15 protein-coding genes are annotated in these 18,533 nt (G+C 70.9%); 8 read left to right on the plus strand and 7 right to left on the minus strand.

Annotated features, from left to right (window positions below):
- Positions 1–46 precede the first annotated feature (46 nt).
- Both cofD and SH922_RS15140 read left to right on the plus strand, forming a co-directional pair.
- Entirely contained in the window at positions 47–1,003 is a 957-nt protein-coding gene (gene cofD / locus SH922_RS15135) for a 2-phospho-L-lactate transferase (RefSeq protein WP_393058480.1), read from the plus strand.
- Positions 1,000–2,319 carry a coenzyme F420-0:L-glutamate ligase gene (locus SH922_RS15140; RefSeq protein ID WP_393058481.1) on the plus strand — a complete coding sequence of 440 codons (1,320 nt, stop codon included), beginning with the start codon at positions 1,000–1,002 and terminating at the stop codon, positions 2,317–2,319. Before cofD ends, SH922_RS15140 begins: the two co-directional genes overlap by 4 nt.
- Positions 2,320–2,426: 107 nt before the next feature.
- On the opposite strand, the gene SH922_RS15145 is transcribed toward SH922_RS15140, so the two are convergent.
- From SH922_RS15145 to SH922_RS15155, 3 genes are all read right to left on the minus strand, one after another.
- Positions 2,427–3,407 (minus strand): DNA-3-methyladenine glycosylase family protein, encoded by a 981-nt coding sequence (locus SH922_RS15145; RefSeq protein ID WP_393058482.1) that lies wholly within the window; start codon positions 3,405–3,407, stop codon positions 2,427–2,429.
- 89 nt (positions 3,408–3,496) lie between these two features.
- Positions 3,497–4,588 (minus strand): sugar phosphate nucleotidyltransferase, encoded by a 1,092-nt coding sequence (locus SH922_RS15150; RefSeq protein ID WP_393058483.1) that lies wholly within the window; start codon positions 4,586–4,588, stop codon positions 3,497–3,499.
- A gap of 138 nt (positions 4,589–4,726) precedes the next feature.
- Positions 4,727–6,100, minus strand: coding sequence for a peptidoglycan recognition protein (locus tag SH922_RS15155; RefSeq protein WP_393058484.1), 1,374 nt, complete (start codon positions 6,098–6,100; stop codon positions 4,727–4,729).
- Positions 6,101–6,238: 138 nt separating this feature from the next.
- Here SH922_RS15155 and SH922_RS15160 point away from each other — a divergent pair, with 138 nt between their 5' ends.
- The 4 genes from SH922_RS15160 to SH922_RS15175 all read left to right on the plus strand — a co-directional run bounded on the left by SH922_RS15160 (position 6,239) and on the right by SH922_RS15175 (position 12,371).
- Complete coding sequence (locus SH922_RS15160; RefSeq protein ID WP_393058485.1) at positions 6,239–6,988, plus strand: TIGR03089 family protein; 750 nt, start codon at positions 6,239–6,241, stop codon at positions 6,986–6,988.
- A 275-nt stretch (positions 6,989–7,263) separates the two neighbouring features.
- Positions 7,264–8,619 carry an LCP family protein gene (locus tag SH922_RS15165; RefSeq protein WP_393058486.1) on the plus strand — a complete coding sequence of 452 codons (1,356 nt, stop codon included), beginning with the start codon at positions 7,264–7,266 and terminating at the stop codon, positions 8,617–8,619.
- 223 nt (positions 8,620–8,842) lie between these two features.
- A complete protein-coding gene (locus tag SH922_RS15170; protein WP_393058487.1) occupies positions 8,843–10,609 on the plus strand; it encodes an LCP family protein in 1,767 nt (588 codons plus the stop codon).
- A gap of 49 nt (positions 10,610–10,658) precedes the next feature.
- Entirely contained in the window at positions 10,659–12,371 is a 1,713-nt protein-coding gene (locus SH922_RS15175) for an LCP family protein (RefSeq protein ID WP_393058488.1), read from the plus strand.
- An 82-nt stretch (positions 12,372–12,453) separates the two neighbouring features.
- On the opposite strand, the gene SH922_RS15180 is transcribed toward SH922_RS15175, so the two are convergent.
- Positions 12,454–13,485, minus strand: coding sequence for a glycosyltransferase family 2 protein (locus SH922_RS15180; RefSeq protein ID WP_393058489.1), 1,032 nt, complete (start codon positions 13,483–13,485; stop codon positions 12,454–12,456).
- A gap of 283 nt (positions 13,486–13,768) precedes the next feature.
- Here SH922_RS15180 and SH922_RS15185 point away from each other — a divergent pair, with 283 nt between their 5' ends.
- Positions 13,769–15,133 (plus strand): LCP family protein, encoded by a 1,365-nt coding sequence (locus tag SH922_RS15185; RefSeq protein WP_393063573.1) that lies wholly within the window; start codon positions 13,769–13,771, stop codon positions 15,131–15,133.
- 49 nt (positions 15,134–15,182) lie between these two features.
- Here the strand turns inward: SH922_RS15185 and SH922_RS15190 are convergent, their stop codons facing one another.
- Positions 15,183–15,731, minus strand: a complete 549-nt coding sequence (locus SH922_RS15190) for an acyl-CoA thioesterase (RefSeq protein WP_393058490.1) — start codon at positions 15,729–15,731, stop codon at positions 15,183–15,185.
- A gap of 119 nt (positions 15,732–15,850) precedes the next feature.
- Here SH922_RS15190 and SH922_RS15195 point away from each other — a divergent pair, with 119 nt between their 5' ends.
- Complete coding sequence (locus SH922_RS15195; protein ID WP_393058491.1) at positions 15,851–17,143, plus strand: LCP family protein; 1,293 nt, start codon at positions 15,851–15,853, stop codon at positions 17,141–17,143.
- Positions 17,144–17,223: 80 nt separating this feature from the next.
- Here the strand turns inward: SH922_RS15195 and SH922_RS15200 are convergent, their stop codons facing one another.
- Together SH922_RS15200 and SH922_RS15205 are read right to left on the minus strand one after the other, a co-directional pair.
- Positions 17,224–18,030 carry a class I SAM-dependent methyltransferase gene (locus SH922_RS15200; protein WP_393058492.1) on the minus strand — a complete coding sequence of 269 codons (807 nt, stop codon included), beginning with the start codon at positions 18,028–18,030 and terminating at the stop codon, positions 17,224–17,226.
- Entirely contained in the window at positions 18,027–18,503 is a 477-nt protein-coding gene (locus tag SH922_RS15205) for a hypothetical protein (protein WP_393058493.1), read from the minus strand. Before SH922_RS15205 ends, SH922_RS15200 begins: the two co-directional genes overlap by 4 nt.
- Between the last annotated feature and the right edge of the window lie 30 nt (positions 18,504–18,533).

The raw sequence follows: 18,533 nt of genomic DNA on the forward strand, positions 1-18,533 counted from the left end.
CCACCACCCCGACAACGATCGGGCGGCGCCTGACAGACTGTTTCGCATGCGCATTGTGGTTCTGGCCGGCGGTATCGGTGGTGCTCGTTTTCTGCGTGGCCTCAAGGAGGCCGCGCCCGACGCGGACATCACGGTGATCGGCAACACCGGTGACGACATCCATTTGTTCGGCCTCAAGGTCTGCCCCGACCTCGACACCGTGATGTACACCCTTGGCGGTGGCATCAACGAGGAGCAGGGCTGGGGCCGTACCGACGAGACCTTCCACGTCAAGGAGGAACTCGCGGCGTACGGCGTCGGCCCCGAGTGGTTCGGGCTCGGCGACCGGGACTTCGCCACCCACATCGTCCGTACGCAGATGCTCGGCGCGGGCTATCCGCTGAGCGCCGTCACCGAGGCGCTCTGTGCGCGCTGGAAGCCGGGGGTCCGGCTGCTGCCGATGTCCGACGACCGGGTCGAGACGCATGTGGCGGTCGATGTCGACGGCGAGAGCAGGGCCATTCACTTCCAGGAGTACTGGGTGAGACTGCGCGCCTCCGTCCCGGCACAGGCCATCGTGCCCGTCGGCGCCGAACAGGCCAAGCCGGCTCCGGGCGTCCTGGAGGCCATCGCCGGTGCCGACGTCATCCTCTTCCCGCCGTCGAACCCCGTCGTGTCCGTCGGGACCATCCTCGCCGTGCCCGGGATCAGGGAAGCCATCGCCGAGGCCGGGGTGCCGGTCGTCGGCCTCTCCCCCATCGTCGGTGACGCACCGGTGCGCGGGATGGCGGACAAGGTCCTCGCCGCGGTGGGTGTCGAGTCGACGGCCGCGGCGGTCGCCCGGCACTACGGTTCCGGGCTGCTCGACGGCTGGCTCGTCGACACCGTGGACGCGGGCGCCGTGGAGGAGGTGGAGTCCGCGGGCATCCGCTGCCGCTCCGTGCCGCTGATGATGACCGACGTCCCCGCCACGGCCGAGATGGCGCGGCAGGCGCTGGCCCTCGCCGAGGAGGTACGCGCATGAGCACCACTGCCCCGGACGCCGCGCCCTCCTTCCGGGTGTGGGCGCTGCCCGGCATGCCCGAGGTGCGGGCCGGGGACGACCTCGCGAAGCTGATCGCCACCACCGAGCCCGGACTGGCCGACGGTGACGTGCTGCTCGTCACCTCGAAGATCGTCTCCAAGGCGGAGGGCCGGATCGTCGAGGCCACCGACCGGGAGGCGGCGATCGACGCCGAGACGGTACGGGTGGTGGCGCGGCGCGGCACGCTGCGGATCGTGGAGAACCGGCAGGGCCTGGTGATGGCCGCCGCCGGGGTCGACGCGTCGAACACCCCCGCAGGGACCGTCCTGTTGCTGCCCGAGGACCCGGACGCCTCGGCGCGGGCGATCAGGGAGGGGCTGCGGGACACGCTCGGCGTCGATGTCGGCGTCGTCGTCACGGACACCTTCGGGCGGCCGTGGCGCAATGGGCTGACCGACGTCGCGATCGGCGCGGCCGGGGTGCGGGTGCTGGACGATCTGCGGGGCGGCCGCGACGCGTACGGCAATCCGCTGAGCGCGACCGTGGTCGCCACCGCCGACGAACTCGCCTCGGCCGGTGACCTGGTCAAGGGCAAGGCGGACGGGCTGCCCGTCGCGGTCGTGCGGGGGCTCGGCCATGTCCTGGACCCGGCCGACGCCGGTGGGGCCCGGGCGATGGTGCGGGTCGCGGCCGACGACATGTTCCGGCTGGGGACGTCCGAGGCGGTACGGGAGGCGGTGACCCAGCGGCGTACGGTCCGCGAGTTCACCGACGAACCGGTGGACCCGGGGGCGGTGCGGCGTGCCGTGGCCGCGGCGGTGACGGCCCCGGCCCCGCACCACACGACACCCTGGCGGTTCGTCCTGCTGGAGTCGCCGGAGTCGCGGACCCGGCTGCTGGACGCGATGCGGGACGCGTGGATCGCGGACCTGCGGCGCGACGGCAAGAGCGAGGAGTCGGTCGCCAAGCGGGTGCGGCGGGGCGATGTACTGCGCCGGGCGCCGTATCTGGTGGTGCCGTGTCTGGTGATGGACGGCTCCCACACGTACGGGGACGCGCGGCGGGACGGCGCGGAGCGCGAGATGTTCGTGGTCGCCGCGGGCGCCGGGATCCAGAACTTCCTGGTGGCCCTGGCGGGCGAGCGGCTGGGCTCGGCCTGGGTGTCCTCGACGATGTTCTGCCGGGACGTCGTGCGGGAGGTGCTGGAGCTGCCCGCGTCGTGGGACCCGCTGGGGGCGGTGGCCGTGGGGCGGGCCGCGGTGTCGCCTCCGGCGCGGGCCGGACGGGACGCGGAGGGGTTTGTCGCGGTGCGGTGAGGGTGCGGCCGGCGCGGGGGTGGTTTCGGGGCGCCGCCCCGGACCCCGGTCCTCAGTCGCCGGACGGGCTTGATTCGCCCTGGTACGCGAAGGGACCTGCCGGCTCGCTACAGCCGTGCGATGTTGCGCGGCTGCATGCGGGGCGCGCGGCGGGCCGGGGTGTTGTCCGAGAGCAGGATGAGGCGGGTGGCCCTGTGGCGCTGGCCCTCGTACGGTGCGAGCAGGGACAGCATCTCCTCGTCGTCGGCGTTACGGTTGCCGACCAGCGCATGGCCGACGATGCCGGGCAGGTGGAGGTCGCCGACCGTCACCGCGTCCGCCGCGCCGTTCGCCCGTTGCAGGGTCTCCGCGGCCGTCCAGGGGCCGATGCCGGGGATCGCCTGAAGGCGGGTCATGGCCTCGGTCAGCTCCATGGCTGCCGCCTCCTCCATGCGGCGGGCCACCCGGACCGCGCGCAGGATCGTCGCCGAGCGCTTGCTGTCCACACCCGCGCGGTGCCACTCCCAGGACGGGATCAGCGACCAGGTGCGGGCGTCCGGCATGACGTAGAGGCCGTACTCCTGCGGGCCGGGCGCCGGCTCTCCGTAGGTGCGCACCAGCAGCCGCCAGGCGCGGTACGCCTCGTCCGTGGTGACCTTCTGTTCCAGGACCGACGGGATCAGGGACTCCATCACCAGACCGGTGCGCAGCAGCCGCAGGCCCGGGCGGCGGTGGTGGGTCACGGCGAGCAGGCGGTGGCGCGGGGTGAACGCCGCCGGGTCGTCCGCCTCGCCGAGCAGGGTGGGCAGCTGGTCCAGCAGCCAGGACGCGCCCGGACCCCAGGCCGCCGCCTCGATCCGGCCCCCGCGGGCGACGACGTGGAGTGTGCCGGGGCCCTCGGGGGTGCGGCTGGCCCGGCGGACCGAGCCGTCGGCGGACATCCGGAACGTGGGGTCGGCGGGGCCGCGGCGCAGCGGCCCGAGGACGAGCCGCAGGTCGAGCGGGCCCTGCGGGGTCCAGTCACGGGTCAGCGGCGCCGGTACGGGCGTCGCCGTCTGGTGCGGGACGGCCGCGCGCGGGGCGCTGCGGGGAGCGAATCGTCCTGCCACGGGTGAGGTCCTCGGTAGTCGGGGCTGCCTGTCGAGGGTACGGCTGATTCAGGCCACTCGGGGAGTCCACGAGGGGGTGGCCGGTCCGGTCATTCGTCCGAGGAGAACCGCACCGAAGCGGCGGGCAGGTGCGCCCCGCACCAGATGCGGACGCCGTCGCGCAGTTCGTTGTCGGCGCCGACCTTGGCCCCGTCACCGACGACCGCACCCGCCAGCACCGTACGGCTGCCGATTCTGGCACCCGCTCCGACCAGCGAGTCCGTGATCACGGCACCCGGTTCGACGATGGCGCCCGCGAGCACGGTGGAGCCGTCGATTCTGGCGCCCGCGCCGATCACGGCGTCGGCGCCGATGACCGTACCGCCGGAGAGTTTGGCGTCGGGGGCGACGGATGCGGTGGGCAGAACAAGGCGGTCGCCGCACCGGCCGGGGACGGCCGGGGAGGGGGCGCGGCCGAGGACGAGGTCGGCGGAGCCGCGTATGAACGCCTGCGGGGTGCCGAGATCCAGCCAGTACGTGGAGTCGACCATGCCCTGAAGGTGTGCGCCGTCGGCGAGCAGTCCGGGGAAGGTCTCGCGTTCCACGGAGACCGGGCGGCCGGCCGGGATCGTGTCGATGACCGACCTGCGGAAGATGTACGCCCCCGCGTTGACCTGGTCGGTGACGATCTCCTCGGGCGTCTGGGGCTTCTCCAGGAACGCGGTGACCCGGCCGGTGTCGTCCGTCGGCACGAGGCCGAAGGCGCGTGGGTCGTCGACCCGGGTGAGGTGGAGGGAGACATCCGCTCCGGAGTCGGCGTGCGTGGTGACCAGGGCCCGGATGTCGAGCCCGGTGAGGATGTCGCCGTTGAAGATGAGGACCGGTTCATCCGGGCCGGAGGTGAGCCGCCGGGCGACGTTGCGGATGGCGCCGCCGGTGCCGAGCGGTTCGCGTTCGGTGACGTACTCGATGTGGAGGCCGAGCGACGAACCGTCACCGAAGTACGGCTCGAAGACCTCCGCCAGGTACGACGTCGCGAGGACGATGTGCTCGACCCCGGCGGCCCGGGCACGCGCCAGCTGGTGCGTGAGGAAGGGGACGCCTGCTGCCGGAACCATGGGTTTCGGGGTGTGCACCGTGAGCGGGCGCAGCCGGGTTCCCTTGCCGCCGACCAGGAGAATCGCTTCTTTTGCCTCTGTCACAGCACTGTCTCTGCTTCCTGCTGGGGCCGGGCCTGGTTTCGGCTGGCCAGTGTATGCAGACCGGTGGTGGGGTCCCTCGGTCAGCAGCCCGCAGCAGGTCTCCGGCGCGGCCGGCGCCGGTTCACGGCTCCTTGCGCGTCAGCGGCCCTGCAGCTTGGCCGAACTGGTCCGGGCCGTGCCGAGCTTCTTGTAGAGACGCGCTCCGGGGCATTCGGTTGCGAATCCGTCCCGGTGGCCGGAGATGACGTTGAGTTTGACCTTCTTGCCCTTCTTGTACTTGTTGCTGCCGCCCGAGGTCAGGGTGACCTTGCCCTTCGGGTTGGCGCCGAACAGGCCGAGCTTCCAGGCGGTGAGCTTGGAGACGGCGTTGACGGCGGCGGCCGGCGGGTTCGACTTGCTGAAGGTCCCGAGCACGGCGATGCCCATGGTGTTGGTGTTGAAGCCGAGCGTGTGTGCGCCCATGACGGCCTTCGTCACGCCTCCGGCGCGGCCCTCGTAGATGTTTCCGCACTTGTCGACGGCGAAGTTGTAGCCGATGTCGCGCCAGCCGCTGCTCTTGACGTGGTAGCGGTAGATGCCGCGCAGGACCGAGGGCGCCTGGGAGCACTTGTAGTTGTTGCCGGTGGCGCTGTGGTGGATGAAGGCGGCCTTGACGGTCTTGGTGTACGCGAAGCCGCTTTCGCGGAGCTTCTCGTCGGCGCCCCAGCCCTTACGGGTGATGATGCGCGGCCGGGGCCCGATGTACGGCTTGGCGGCGGGCGCGAAGCCGGCGGCCTCGTCGGTCTCGGCCCTGCTCAGGGCGGGGAGCACGGTGGCGTCGAGCAAGCCGGCCCGGTCGGCGCCCGCCGCTCCGGTGGCGGGGCTTTCCAGGGGGTCCGTGGCGGGCGTTTCCGCCGGCTCCGTGCCGGGGACCTGCTGCGGGTCCTTGCCGGGGTCGACGAGTTCGAGGTGCAGCCCGGCGGGCAGCGGTACGACCTCGGCGGCCTCGCCGGGGCCGGGGGTCTCGGGTCGCACCCGTACCTCGACGCCGTCGGAGTCGCCCACCCAGAGCGGGGCGGTGGAGCCGCGGGCGCCGGCGGAGTCGCGTTCGGCAGTGCCGACGTCGGCGGAGTGCTCGGCGTTGTGCGTCTCCAGGTCCTGCCAGTCGGACCACTGGCCGGTGCCGGTGGCACGGGTGCGGACCTGGGCGGTGCCGTGGAGTTCGGTGTTGACGTCGTCCCAGACGACGCCGACCAGGGAGAACGGCTGGACGTCACGCTCGGGCAGCCCTTGTTCGGCGGCTGCGGCGGAAGGTGCGCCGGTGGCCCGTACGGAGGGGGAGGCCAGCGGAGCCATGGCCAGGGACTGCGTCGAACCGGGCACTCCGGCCGGTTCGGACGCCTCGGCGGGAACGGATCCCGCAGTTGCCGGATGGGCGGGGGTGTCGGGGGCGGCGCCCGCGGGCGCGGCGAGCGGCAGTACGAGAGCTGCCGCGCAGGTGACACCAATGGAGGATGCAATGAAGGCACGCATACATATGATCCTGGGCATAAGCGAACCACTCCGGCGACCGGGATCTATCGAGGCAATTGACGACTCGTCTGCCGAACCGGTGTACCCGGCCGCGGCCGCACCCGGCCCCTCCCGGCACCGCCGCGTACCCTTCTGCGAATGAACGCCAGCGACCGCACCCCTGCCGACCTGCTGCGTTCCGCGCTCGCCGCGGACCCGGCCCGCCCCATGGTCACTTTCTACGACGACGCCACCGGAGAGCGCGTCGAACTGTCGGTGGCCACCTTCGCCAATTGGGTGGCCAAGACGGCGAACCTGCTTCAGGGCGACCTCGCCGCGGAGCCCGGTGACCGGCTCGCGCTGCTGCTGCCCGCGCACTGGCAGTCCGCGGTCTGGCTGCTGGCCTGCGCCTCGGTCGGCGTGGCCGTCGATGTACAGGGGGATCCCGCCGCCGCGGACCTCGTCGTCTCCGGGCCGGAGAGTCTGGACGCCGCACGGGCCTGCCGCGGCGAGCGGATCGCGCTGGCGCTGCGCCCGCTGGGCGGCAGGTTCCCGCAGGCCCCCGAGGGCTTCGCGGACTACGCCGTCGAGGTGCCGGGCCAGGGCGACCGGTTCGCCCCGTTCGCGCCCGTCGACCCGGATGCCCCGGCGCTGACCGTGGGAGGTGTCGGGTTCACCGGGACGGAGCTGGTCGCGCGGGCACGCGCGGACGGTGCCGCGCTGGGTCTCGGCGCCGGTTCGCGGCTGCTGTCGGGGCGTACCTACGACACCTGGGACGGCCTCAGTGCCGGGCTCTTCGCACCGCTCGCCACCGGGGGTTCCGTGGTGCTGTGCCGGCACATCGGACAGCTGGGCGAGGACGGGCTGGCCCAGCGCGTGGAGAGCGAGCGGGTCACCCGGACCGTGTGACGGCCGGGCGGACGGGCGCGCCGGGCCCGCGGCATCCTGCGCCCCGCGCCCCGTTCACCTGCGCGGGTCCGTCCCGTCTCAACACCGCAGTATGACAAGCGGCCTGAGGGCCACCCGTCCGGCCCAGCCTGGGCCGAGCCCTCCGGCCTGAGGACCGACTCCGGTACATGATCTGCGGTACAGACCACTCAGGCACAACCAAGCGTGAGGTTCAGCCGTCTACTTCTGCAACCGGCGGCCCAGCGCGCTGCCGAATATGAAGGATGGACGCAGACGTGACCGAAAGCTCCGGCACGCCGGCCGACCCCGACGACTCGGCCACAGGCGGGAACCGGACGCCCGACAAGTCGGCCGCGGACGGGTCGCCCGGTGAGGGACCCGGCGAGAAGCAGGTCCCGGGCAACGACTCCGAGGGCGCCCCGGGCGGTGAGACGCGCAGCGGGTCGGGCAGCGGGTCGTCGCACGGACCGCTGCCCGAAGGCTCCGGACCGGAACCGGCCCCGGACATCGTCGTCAAGCGCAGGCGTCACTGGCTGCGTTGGACCGCGCTCGGCGCCTCGTTCGTCGTGCTCGTCGCCGCGGGCGCCGGCTGGTGGCTGTACAAGAAGCTGGACGGCAACATCAGGACGGACACCTCCGCGGCCGCCGAACTCAAGGCGTACGAGAAGGAGCGTCCCGCCTCCGTCGTCCACGACGCGCAGAACATCCTGCTCATCGGCTCCGACAGCCGGGCCGGGGACAACCGCAAGTACGGCCGCGACGACGGCGGCAGCCAGCGCTCGGACACCACGATCCTTCTGCACCTGGCCGCGAACCGGAAAAGCGCCACGGCGATGTCCCTCCCGCGCGACCTGATGGTGAACATCCCGGAGTGCCACAAGCCGGACAAAACCGTGAGCAAGCCGCAGTTCGCGCAGTTCAACTGGGCCTTCGAGTTCGGCGGAACCGCCTGCACCATCCGCACGGTCGAGAAAATGACCGGCATCCGCATCGACCACCACATGGTCGTCGACTTCAACGGCTTCAAGAACATGGTCGACGCGGTGGACGGGGTCGAGATCTGCCTCAAGAAGCCGATCAACGACAGCGCCGCACACCTCAAGCTCCCGGAGGGCCGCCAGAAGCTCAACGGCGAGCAGGCCCTGGGGTACGTACGGGCCCGCAAGTCCATCGGCAACGGCAGCGACACCGAACGAATGGACCGCCAGCAGCAGTTCCTCGGCGCGCTGGTGAACAAGGTGCAGAGCAACGGGGTCCTGCTCAACCCCACCCGGCTCTACCCGGTACTGGACGCGGCCACCAAGGCGCTGACCACCGACCCGGGACTGGACAGCCTGAAGGACCTCTACGACCTGGTGCGCGGCATGCGCAACGTACCGACCGACAAGGTGCAGTTCCTGACCGTCCCCCGGCAGCCGTACAGCGCCAACAGGAACCGGGACGAACTGGTGCAGCCCGACGCGGACAGGCTCTTCAAGCAGCTGCGCGACGACAAGCCCGTCGCCGTCGTGCCCGCGGACCAGCTGAAGGATGACGGCGGAAAGAACGCTGACACCACCGACGCCTCCGGCCCGACCCCCACACCCACCTACTCGGGGAACAATGCGGCAACCGACCTGTGCAAGCAGTAAAGCAATGACCAAGCCGACATCAACGTTCGGCGTGCAATGGGAAGAATGCCCGGTTGTAAGGGGCGTGGAATATGTCACGCCCGTCGCCCGATACCGAACGAGACGGATAGTGTGACGCGATCCGGTGCTACCGGCCACCTGGCCGCGCACTTCCGGAGCGAAAGACTGAGCGCCTTATCGGGGGAGGCGCCTCGCGTGGCACCGACGGAGGACTCAAGCGACCGTGGATGCACAAGGCCGTGGGCGGGCGGAAGAAATCGATCCCGCAGACCAATGGGTTCTCAACCCGGACACCGGCGACTACGAACTGCGACTGAATCATTCCGGAGGGGATTCGGGCAGGGCGTCGGGAGTTTCGGCTCCGCGGAGTTCCGGGCGCAGAGGTGCTGTCCGTGAGGGCGACGGCGAGCGTCGCGGTGCGACGGGCGAGGGTGCGCGCCGCAGCCGTGAGGTGCCGCGCCAGGGCGGCCGCCGTTCGGCCTCCGGCCCGCGCGGCCAGGCGCCCTCCGATTCCGCCGAGAACAGCACGGGCCGGCGCAAGCGCAAGGCCCCGAAGGCCCGCCGCAAGAAGGCGCTGCTCTGGACGGGCGGAGTGATGGCCTTCCTGCTCGTCGGTGTCTCGGCCGGCGGATACATGCTGTACCAGCACTTCAACGGCAACCTGAGCACCGTGGACATCGGCGACCGCGGCAACAAGGACGTCATCACGGCCAACGCGCCCCTCAACATATTGGTCATCGGTACGGACAAGCGCACGGGCAAGGGCAACGAGGGGTACGGCGACTCGGGCAGCGTCGGCCACGCGGACACCAACATCCTGTTCCACGTGTCCAAGGACCGCACCAACGCCACGGCGATGAGCATCCCCCGCGACCTCATGACCAACATCCCGGACTGCAGGACCAAGCAGGAGGACGGCTCGGAGAAGACCATCCCGGGCACCCAGAACGTCCGCTTCAACACCAGCCTCGGACAGGACGGCCGCGACCCGGGCTGCACGATGGACACCGTCAAGGAGCTCACCGGGCTGACCGTCGACCACTTCATGATGGTCGACTTCAACGCGGTCAAGGAACTGTCCACGGCGGTCGGCGGCGTCGACATCTGCCTGGCCCACGCGGTCAAGGACGAGAAGTCGCACCTCGACCTGCCGGCGGGCCCGAGCACCGTTCAGGGCGAGCAGGCACTGGCGTTCGTACGGACCCGGCACGCCTACGCCAACGGGAGCGACCTCGACCGGATCAAGGGCCAGCAGCAGTTCATCGGCTCGATGATCCGGCAGATGAAGTCGGACGACACGCTCACCAGCCCGACGAAGCTGTTCAAGCTGGCGGACTCGGCGACCAAGGCGCTGACGGTCGACTCCGCGATCGGCTCGGTGCCGAAGCTGAGCAAGCTCGCCAAGGAACTCACCAAGATCGACACGAAGAACATCACGTTCGTCACGCTGCCGGTGATCGACAACCCGGCGGAGCCCACGCCGATCACGGTGGTCGTGGACCCGGTGAAGTCGCCTCAGTTGCTCACGATGATGCAGGAGGACACCTCGCTGACCGAGGTGGCCGCGCAGAAGAAGGCCGCCAAGAGCAAGCAGGACGCACTCCTCAAGGGAACCAAGGCGGCAGCGGCCGACGTCCGTGTCGATGTCTACAACGGCGGCGAGATCGGCGGCGCTGCTCAGCAGACCGTCAACTGGCTGCAGAACGACGAGGGCGTCCTGAAGTCCACGAACAAGGCCAACGCCCCGGCGAAGGCCGCCAAGACGACGCTCGAGTACGCGCCGAACCAGGCCGACCAGGCCCGGGCGCTCGCCGAGATGATGGGGCTTCCCGCCTCGGCGATGAAGCCGGGCACCAAGGACGCCGTAGGTCTGCAGGCGATGGTGCTGACACTGGGGGCGGACTTCAAGGGCGCGGGCACCCCCATCACCGGACCGGCGAAGATCGACATTCCGAAGGCCAGCGCCGACAAGGCAGAGTGCGCCAAGTGACACCAGGTCACTGCGCGATACCGCGAGTCTGAACAGCAGGGGGGTCCTGGTGGGACGGAGCAGTACGCCCGGGGAGGGGACGCGACCACGCGTCCGGCATGCCGGCCAACTCGGCTGGGACGACGGCCTGTACGAGGGCGAGGGCAGGGACGGGGACAGCGGCGGAGATGCCGCGAAACCGGACGCCGGTGAGAGCGGGAGCGGGGGCGGCGGCCATCGCGCCGCGAGCCACGGCGGACGCCGCGGCCGGCCCCGCCGCGCCCCCAAGCGGAAGAAGCACGGCGTACTGCGCTGGATAGCGTTCTCCCTCGCGTTCCTCATACTCGGAACCGGCGCGGCCGGTTATCTCTGGTACGAGCACCTGAACAGCAACCTCCGCAAGGGGGAGCGGAGTGCGGGCAACAGCGGGGCGAAGAAGAAGGCGCCGAACGCCGCGGGCCAGACCCCGCTGAACATCCTGCTGATCGGTTCCGACAGCCGCAACAGCGCGGAGAACCTGAAGCTCGGCGGCTCGAAGAAGAGCGTCGGCAACACCCCGCTCGCCGATGTGCAGATGCTGCTCCACGTGTCGGCCGACCGGAAGAACGCCTCGGTCATCAGCATCCCGCGGGACACCCGGGTGGACATCCCGGCCTGCGAGAACCCCGATACCCACCAGAAGTACGCCGCCACCAACGGCATCATCAATGAGTCGCTCCGCGGCGGCCCCGGGTGCACGCTGGACACCTGGGAGCAGCTCACCAAGGTCTACATCGACCACTGGATGATGGTCGACTTCGCCGGTGTGGTGGACATGGCGGACGCCGTGGGCGGCGCCTGGGTGTGTGTGAAGCAGAACGTCAACGACGTGTCCAAGCCGAACGTGCCCGGTGGCTCCCATCTGCGGCTGACGGCGGGCAAGCACAAGATCAAGGGCGAGGTCGCCCTGCAGTGGCTGCGCACCCGGCACGCCTTCGAGAGCGACTTCGGCCGGTCCAAGGCCCAGCACATGTATCTGAACTCCGTCATGCGTGAGCTGAAGAATCAGAACGCGTTCACGGACACCGGGCGCCTGATGAACCTCGCCGAGACCGCGACCAAGTCGCTCCAGGTCTCGGAGGAGATCGGTACGGTGAAGAAGCTGTTCGACCTCGGCATGCAGCTCAAGAACGTGCCGATGGACAAGCTGAACATGCTGACGATGCCGCGGATCCCCGACCCGAAGAACCCCGAGGCGCACGTCCTGCCGAAGCCCGGCGCCTCCGAAAAGCTCTGGGCGCTGCTGCGCGACGACCAGTCGCTCGATCCCAAGGACCGCGCCGCGGCGGCGAAGAAGGTGAAGGCCGGCCCGAAGGCCGGCGCTCCCGCCTCGCTCGGTGTGACCGTCGTCAACGGCACCCCCGGCGATGGCCAGGCGGCCACCGAGGGCCGTGCCGGGGTCGTCCGGGACATGCTGAAGGCCAAGGGCTTCACCGAGGCGGACACCTCGACCGAGCTCGGGTCCGCGCTGACGACCGAGGTGACCTATCCGCACAGCGCCGGCGCCCAGGGCAAGTCGGACGCACTGTCGGTCGCCAAGGCGCTGGGGATGCCGACCAGCGCCGTGACGGAGACACCGGACGGCGCGGGGCTGACGCTCACGGTCGGCTCGGACTGGCGGACCGGCTCCACGTTCCCCAAGACCGTGGAGGACGACAGCGACCCGCTGGAGGGCACCGAGTCGGTCAACGGCGCCAAGACGGACGACTGCATGGACGTGTACTGGCCGTACCGCCAGATGTAACGGACGCACGGGACATGTGAGAGGGGGCACCCGGTGAACCGGGTGCCCCCTCTCGTACGTCCGGGTGCGGTGTGCCGGCCGCTCAGGCCACCGGGGCGCCCGGCTCACGGACCGCCGGGCGGCGGCTGGCGATGACGCGCTTCGCCAGGGAGCGCGGGCTGGTCAGGAAGCCGTAGCCCCACGACATGTGCATGGTCGCCAGCGCGACCGGGATCTGTGCGCGCGCCTTCAGCGGCAGGCCCTTGCCCGCCGGGAGCGAGCCCGCGACGATGGCCGCGACGTAACCGGCCGGGACGACCAGCGCCCACGGGGTGACGGCGGCGCCCACCACGAGACCCGCCGCGATCGCGACGACCGCGGTCGGCGGGGCCAGGTAGCGCAGGTTGATCGAGCCGGAGTGGTAGCGGGCGACGACGTGGCGCCAGCGGCCGTAGTCCTTGTACTGCTTGGCGAGCGCCCGGACGGAGGGGCGCGGACGGTACTGCACCCGAAGCTCGGGCGAGAACCAGATCAGGCCGCCGGCCTCGCGGATGCGGAAGTTCAGCTCCCAGTCCTGGGCGCGGATGAACTCGACGTTGTAGCCGTCCGCCTGCTCCAGGGCCTCCCGGCGGAAGACGCCCAGGTACACGGTCTCGGCCGGTCCCGCCTGGCCGCCCGTGTGGAAGGCCGCGTTGCCGACGCCGATCTTCGACGTCATGGCGGCGGCGACGGCGTCCTCCCAGGCGTTCTCGCCCTCGGCGTGCATGATGCCGCCGACGTTCTGGGCGCCCGTCTCCTCCAGGAGCCGGACGGCGGTCGCGATGTAGTTCGGCGACAGCATTCCGTGGCCGTCGACGCGCACGACGACGGGGTGGCGGGAGGCCTTGATCGCGGCGTTGAGCGCGGCGGGGGTGCGGCCGGTGGGATTCGGCACGGTCTGGACCCGGGGGTCCTCCGCGACCAGCTCGGCGGCGATCTCGTCCGTACGGTCCGTGGACGGGCCGAGCGCGATCACCACCTCCATCTCTCCGGCGTACTCCTGCTCCAGGATGTGCCGGACGGAGTTCCGGAGGTGCCGCTCCTCATTGAGTACCGGCATGATCACGGAGACGGCGGGGTGCTGCGCGGCAGACATGTGGTCCTCGGGGGGTCCTCGGGGGCGCCGGGGGTCTCGCACCCCACCAGGCGGCGGTATTCGGCCGCCACGTTACCGCGAATGGGGGACGGCGGCGCGCGCCGCCCGCCTGCTGCCCGGGATGCAGATCCTATGGGCCTACCGTACGAACGGTCCCCCTTGCACCGCGGAGGTGTCCCCCGTGCCCACGCCGCACCGCTCCCCCCGTCCGCCGAGGCCGCGCGCCGCGCCCCCGCAGCCCGGACGGTCCAGGAAGAAGCAGGACGAGAGGCCACGCTGGGGCATGCGGGTGGCGACCACTCTCTCCGTCCTCGTGCTCGGCGCCGGCGGCATCGGCCACGCCGTGGTGACCAACCTGGAGTCCGGGATCGACCGGATCGACCCGTTCAAGGACATGAAGAACCGTCCCGCGGGCGGCAACGGCATGAATCTGCTGCTGGTGGGCACCGACGGCCGCGACAGGATCACCGCGGAGGAGAAGAAGAAGTACCGGCTGGGCGGTGCACCCTGCCACTGCACCGACACGATCATGCTGGTGCACCTGTCGGCGGACAAGGAGCGCGCCAGCGTCGTCAGCCTGCCGCGCGACAGCTACGCCGAGATCCCCGCGTACCGGGACCGGTCGACCGGCAAGGAGCGCGCCGCCCACCCGGTGAAACTGAACGCCGCGTACGCCGAGGGCGGGCCGAATCTCACCGTGCAGACGGTCGAGCACATGACGGGCGTAAAGATCGACCACTATCTGGAGGTCGACTTCACCAGCTTCATGACGACCGTCGACACCCTCGGCGGGGTGAAAATCTGCACCGCCCGGCCGATGAAGGACTCCTACACCGGTCTCGACCTCGCGGCCGGCACCCATGAGCTGGACGGCGGCCAGGCGCTCCAGTACGTGCGCTCCCGGCACATCGACGGCGCCGCCGACCTGGGCCGGATGCAGCGCCAGCAGAAGTTCATGGCCTCGCTGATCAAGCAGGCGACAAGCAGCGGGGTACTGCTGAACCCGGTGAAGTTCCGTGACGTCGCCTCGACCATGCTGCAGTCGGTACGGGCCGACAAGGGCTTCGGTACGGAGCAGATGCTGGACCTCGGCCAGGCGATGCGGGGCTTCACCGCGGCCTCGTCCGAATTCACCTCGGTGCCGATGGGCAACGTCGCGTACCAGGTCAAGGGCATCGGCTCGACGGTCAAATGGGACCCGAAGAAGTCGAAGCAGCTGTTCCAGGCGCTGCGGGACGACAAGCCGCTGACCGTCGCGCGGCCCAAGCAGGCGCCGGCGAAGAAGGTCGACGTCGCCCCGCAGCAGATCCGGGTCCAGGTCTACAACGGGACCCCGAAGGACGGCCTCGGCTCCACGGTCGACGCGGCGCTGCACGCCACCGGCTTCAACACCACCCGCGCCCCGCTCACCGCGACGCAGCGCGACCTCAAGCACACCCTGGTCACGTACGACCCGCGCTGGGACCGGTCCGCGAAGACGCTGGCGGCGGCGCTGCCGGGGGCCGAGCTGAAGGCCGTGAAGGGGCAGGGCGGCACGATGAAGGTGACGGCGGGTGCGGACTTCCGGAAGGTCGAGCGGGTCCGGGCCGAGGAGCCGGATCCGGGCAGGTTCGGTGCGGTGAAGGGCGACGAGGTGGTCTGCCCGTAGGGGCCCGGGGGCTGGTCCCGGGGGCCCCCGGGACCCAGGCCCGCCCTGTTCAGTCCTCGATGCCGTCGGCCGCGCGCTTCTCGCGCAGTTCCCTGATCGCGCGGCGCCTGGCCAGGCGGTGGGTGCGACGGATCTGCGCCTCCTGGTAGCGCCGGTTGTCGCGCTCCGTCTCCGGGAGGACGGGCGGCACCCGGCGGGGCTTGCCGTCCGCGTCGACCGCGGCGAACACCAGGTACGCGCTGCCGACCTGCTGGGCCGGGGTCGACTCGTTCCACCGCTCGGCCATGACCCGGACGCCGACCTCCATGGAGGAGCGGCCGGTCCAGTTCACCTGGGCGCGGACGTGAACAAGGTCACCGACGCGGACCGGCTCCAGGAAGACCATCTCGTCCATCGAGGCCGTCACAGCGGGGCCGCCGGAGTGCCGGCCCGCCACCGCGCCCGCCGCGTCGTCGACCAGCTTCATGATCACGCCGCCGTGCACCGTACCCAGCAGGTTCGTGTCGCTGCCGGTCATGATGTGGCTGAGGGTGGTCCGGGAGGCTGCGGTGGGCTTGCCCGGAATGTCGCTCTCCGGGCGCGGAGCCTGATCTGTCATGCCGTCCACCTTATGCGGGGGCTCGGAGCGCGTCGCAATGCATCAGCTTCGCAACAGCCCTGGTCCGATTTCCCTCACACCCTGTAATAGCAGTGGCCCCGACCTGCACACTGGATGGCATGAACGATTGGCCCGAGGGTTGGACCGACGACAACCGCAGCGGAAACCGCTACGGGCAGGGCAGCGCGAGCGACCGGCCCGAGAGCGCCCGCTCGATGCCGCACGTCCAGCGCCGCCCCGCCCCGCCCCAGCAGCGCCCCGCGCCGCCGAGGCAGCGGCCGGTGCCGCAGCAGCCCAGCGGCTACGGCGACGCCCCTGAGTACGACAGCGGCTACAACACCGGCCAGGTCTACGGCGGCGGCCAGGGCGGCCGCGGCGGTGGTCACGGCGGCGGACCCGGCGACGGCGGATACGTCCAGGGCCGGCCGGGGGCAGCGCCCGACTGGCGCCGCCGGATCAAGATCGGCGCACTGAGCCTCGTGGTCGTGGTGCTCGCCGTCTCCATCGGTACGTACTTCTGGGCGGACTCCAAGCTGAAGCGCGAGGTCGACCTCTCCAAGGTCATCGAGCGGCCGGAGTCGGGCGACGGCACGAACTACCTGATCGTCGGTTCCGACAGCCGCGAAGGCATGACGGCCGAGGACAAGAAGAAGCTGCACACCGGTTCCGCCGAGGGCAAGCGGACCGACTCGATGATGATCCTGCACGACGGCTCCAACGGCCCGACGCTGGTCTCCCTGCCCCGTGACTCGAACGTCGAGATCCCGTCCTTCGTCGGCTCCGACTCCGGCAAGAAGTACGAGGGCAGGGGCCGTACGACCAAGCTGAACGCCGCGTACGCCGAGGACGGTCCCGAACTCCTCGTCCGTACGGTCGAGTTCAACACCGGGCTGCACATCGACCACTACGTCGAGATCGGCTTCGGCGGCTTCGCCAAGATCGTGGACGCGATCGGCGGCGTGGAGCTGGACATCCCCAAGGCGTTCAAGGACAAGTACTCCGGCGCCGACTTCCCGGCCGGCAAGCAGACCCTCGACGGCCAGCAGGCCCTCGCCTTCGTCCGGACCCGGCACGCCTTCACCTCGGACCTGGACCGTACGAAGAACCAGCAGAAGTTCCTCGCGGCGCTGGCGAGCCAGACGGCGACGCCGTCGACGATCATCAACCCGTTCAAGCTGTACCCGACGATGGGTGCCGGTCTCGACACCCTCGTCGTCGACAAGGACATGTCCCTCTGGGACCTGGGCCAGATGTTCTTCGCGATGAAGGGCGTCACGGGCGGTGACGGCGCGTCGCTGAACATGCCGATCTCCGGCTCCTCGGGCGGCAACCTCCTCTGGGACAAGGCCAAGGTCAAGCAGCTGGTCGAGCAGCTCAACAACGACGAGAAGGTCACGGTCTCCGGCAGCTGAGACGGACGCACGACAGGCCCGGACGGTTCGCCGTCCGGGCCTGTGCCGTACGTGGCGGGTCCGCCCCCGCCCGAGAGGCCCTACACCCTCCCGTGAGCCAGCACGGCCACGTGCGGCAGCGCCAACAGCCCGTCCTCCGCGGCGAACTCCTTGCACATCACCTCGTACTTCTGCCTCGCCGCCGCCACACCCTCCGGTCCACGACTGGTGACCAGCCGGCCGGTCGCGGCGACGCCGGACGCGGGCCCGGCCCACCAGTCGTCGGCGTCGGCCCGGTGGTTCCAGGACAGCGATTCGCTCTGTACGTCACCGAGTCCGGCCGCCGTCAGCAGGGCGCCCAGCCCCTCCGGGGTACGCGGGAAGTTGTGTTCCTCGTCGACCGTGGCCAGCCAGCCGGGCCGGGTCAGTCCGGCGGCCTCGGCGGCGCGGCCGATCAACGCCTGGCCCGGGGCGTTCGGCACCTGCCAGATCGTGACAGCGATCCGGCCTCCGGGGCGGGTGATCCGGCGCAGTTCCACGAGGGAGTCCAGCGGCCGGCCGACGTGGTTGAGCACGAAGTTCGCCACGGCGGCGTCGAACTCGCCGTCGGGGTAGGGCAACTGGGGCAGCGAGCCGGTGCGCACCTCGACTCCGGGCGCCGCCCGCCGGGTGGCCGCGACCATGCCCGGTTCGGCGTCCACGGCCCGTACGACCGCGCCCCGTCCGACGGCCGCCACCGTCACGCTGCCGCTGCCGCACCCCACGTCGAGCAGCCGCGTCCCGGCGCCGGTGGACGCGGCGTCCAGCAGGGCGGGCACGGTATGGGCGCAGAGGTGGGCGAAGGTGCGGGCGTAGCTCTCGGCGCGTCCGTCCCAGATCCGCCGCTCGCTCACGTCGAACGCGGTCACCCGGCACCTCCGGTCGGGCCTTGCGGCTCCACTTCGTCCAGGTCCTCGTAGAGCGCGTCCAGAATCCGCCCCGTCGGCTTCCCCTCCGGCGACAGTTCGGCCAGACACCATCCGGGCAGTTGCGCCTCGGTCTCCGGCGGCAGTTCACCGTCCGCCGGATCGGCCAGCCCATAGAGGAGACCGAACGCGGTCTCCTTCGCCACCTCCCGGGCTATCTCCCCCAGTTCACCAGGGGTCAGCCCGAGCCGCACCGCCCGCTCCACGGCCCCGCTCGCCAGGCCCGCCTTCCGATAGGCCTGAACCCAGTCGGGGGCCGCCGAGCTCCACGCGTCGATGTCCTGCCAGACCATGCGCAGGAACCGGTACCGGGCCAGCTGAGGGATGTTCTCCTCGGCCTCCGAGTCGGCCCAGCCCGCGGCGTCGTCTGCTCCCAGCTCCTCGAACAGGCCGGTGAGCTTGTCGATGTCCGTCATGGACAGGGAAGGTACGCCACCGGGGCGCCC

It is taken from the genome of Streptomyces sp. LN549, from assembly GCF_043203805.1.
In the GTDB taxonomy this organism is placed as follows: Bacteria; Actinomycetota; Actinomycetes; order Streptomycetales; family Streptomycetaceae; genus Streptomyces.

What these genes read in the sequence shown, in the direction of transcription:
- SH922_RS15180 (WP_393058489.1), bottom strand. Translation starts at nt 13,485, where the DNA reads ATGTCTGCCGCGCAGCACCCCGCCGTCTCCGTGATCATGCCGGTACTC.
- SH922_RS15160 (WP_393058485.1), top strand. Translation starts at nt 6,239, where the DNA reads ATGAACGCCAGCGACCGCACCCCTGCCGACCTGCTGCGTTCCGCGCTC.
- cofD (WP_393058480.1), top strand. Translation starts at nt 47, where the DNA reads ATGCGCATTGTGGTTCTGGCCGGCGGTATCGGTGGTGCTCGTTTTCTG.
- SH922_RS15195 (WP_393058491.1), top strand. Translation starts at nt 15,851, where the DNA reads ATGAACGATTGGCCCGAGGGTTGGACCGACGACAACCGCAGCGGAAAC.
- SH922_RS15205 (WP_393058493.1), bottom strand. Translation starts at nt 18,503, where the DNA reads ATGACGGACATCGACAAGCTCACCGGCCTGTTCGAGGAGCTGGGAGCA.
- SH922_RS15190 (WP_393058490.1), bottom strand. Translation starts at nt 15,731, where the DNA reads ATGACAGATCAGGCTCCGCGCCCGGAGAGCGACATTCCGGGCAAGCCC.
- SH922_RS15185 (WP_393063573.1), top strand. Translation starts at nt 13,769, where the DNA reads ATGCGGGTGGCGACCACTCTCTCCGTCCTCGTGCTCGGCGCCGGCGGC.
- SH922_RS15155 (WP_393058484.1), bottom strand. Translation starts at nt 6,100, where the DNA reads ATGCGTGCCTTCATTGCATCCTCCATTGGTGTCACCTGCGCGGCAGCT.
- SH922_RS15140 (WP_393058481.1), top strand. Translation starts at nt 1,000, where the DNA reads ATGAGCACCACTGCCCCGGACGCCGCGCCCTCCTTCCGGGTGTGGGCG.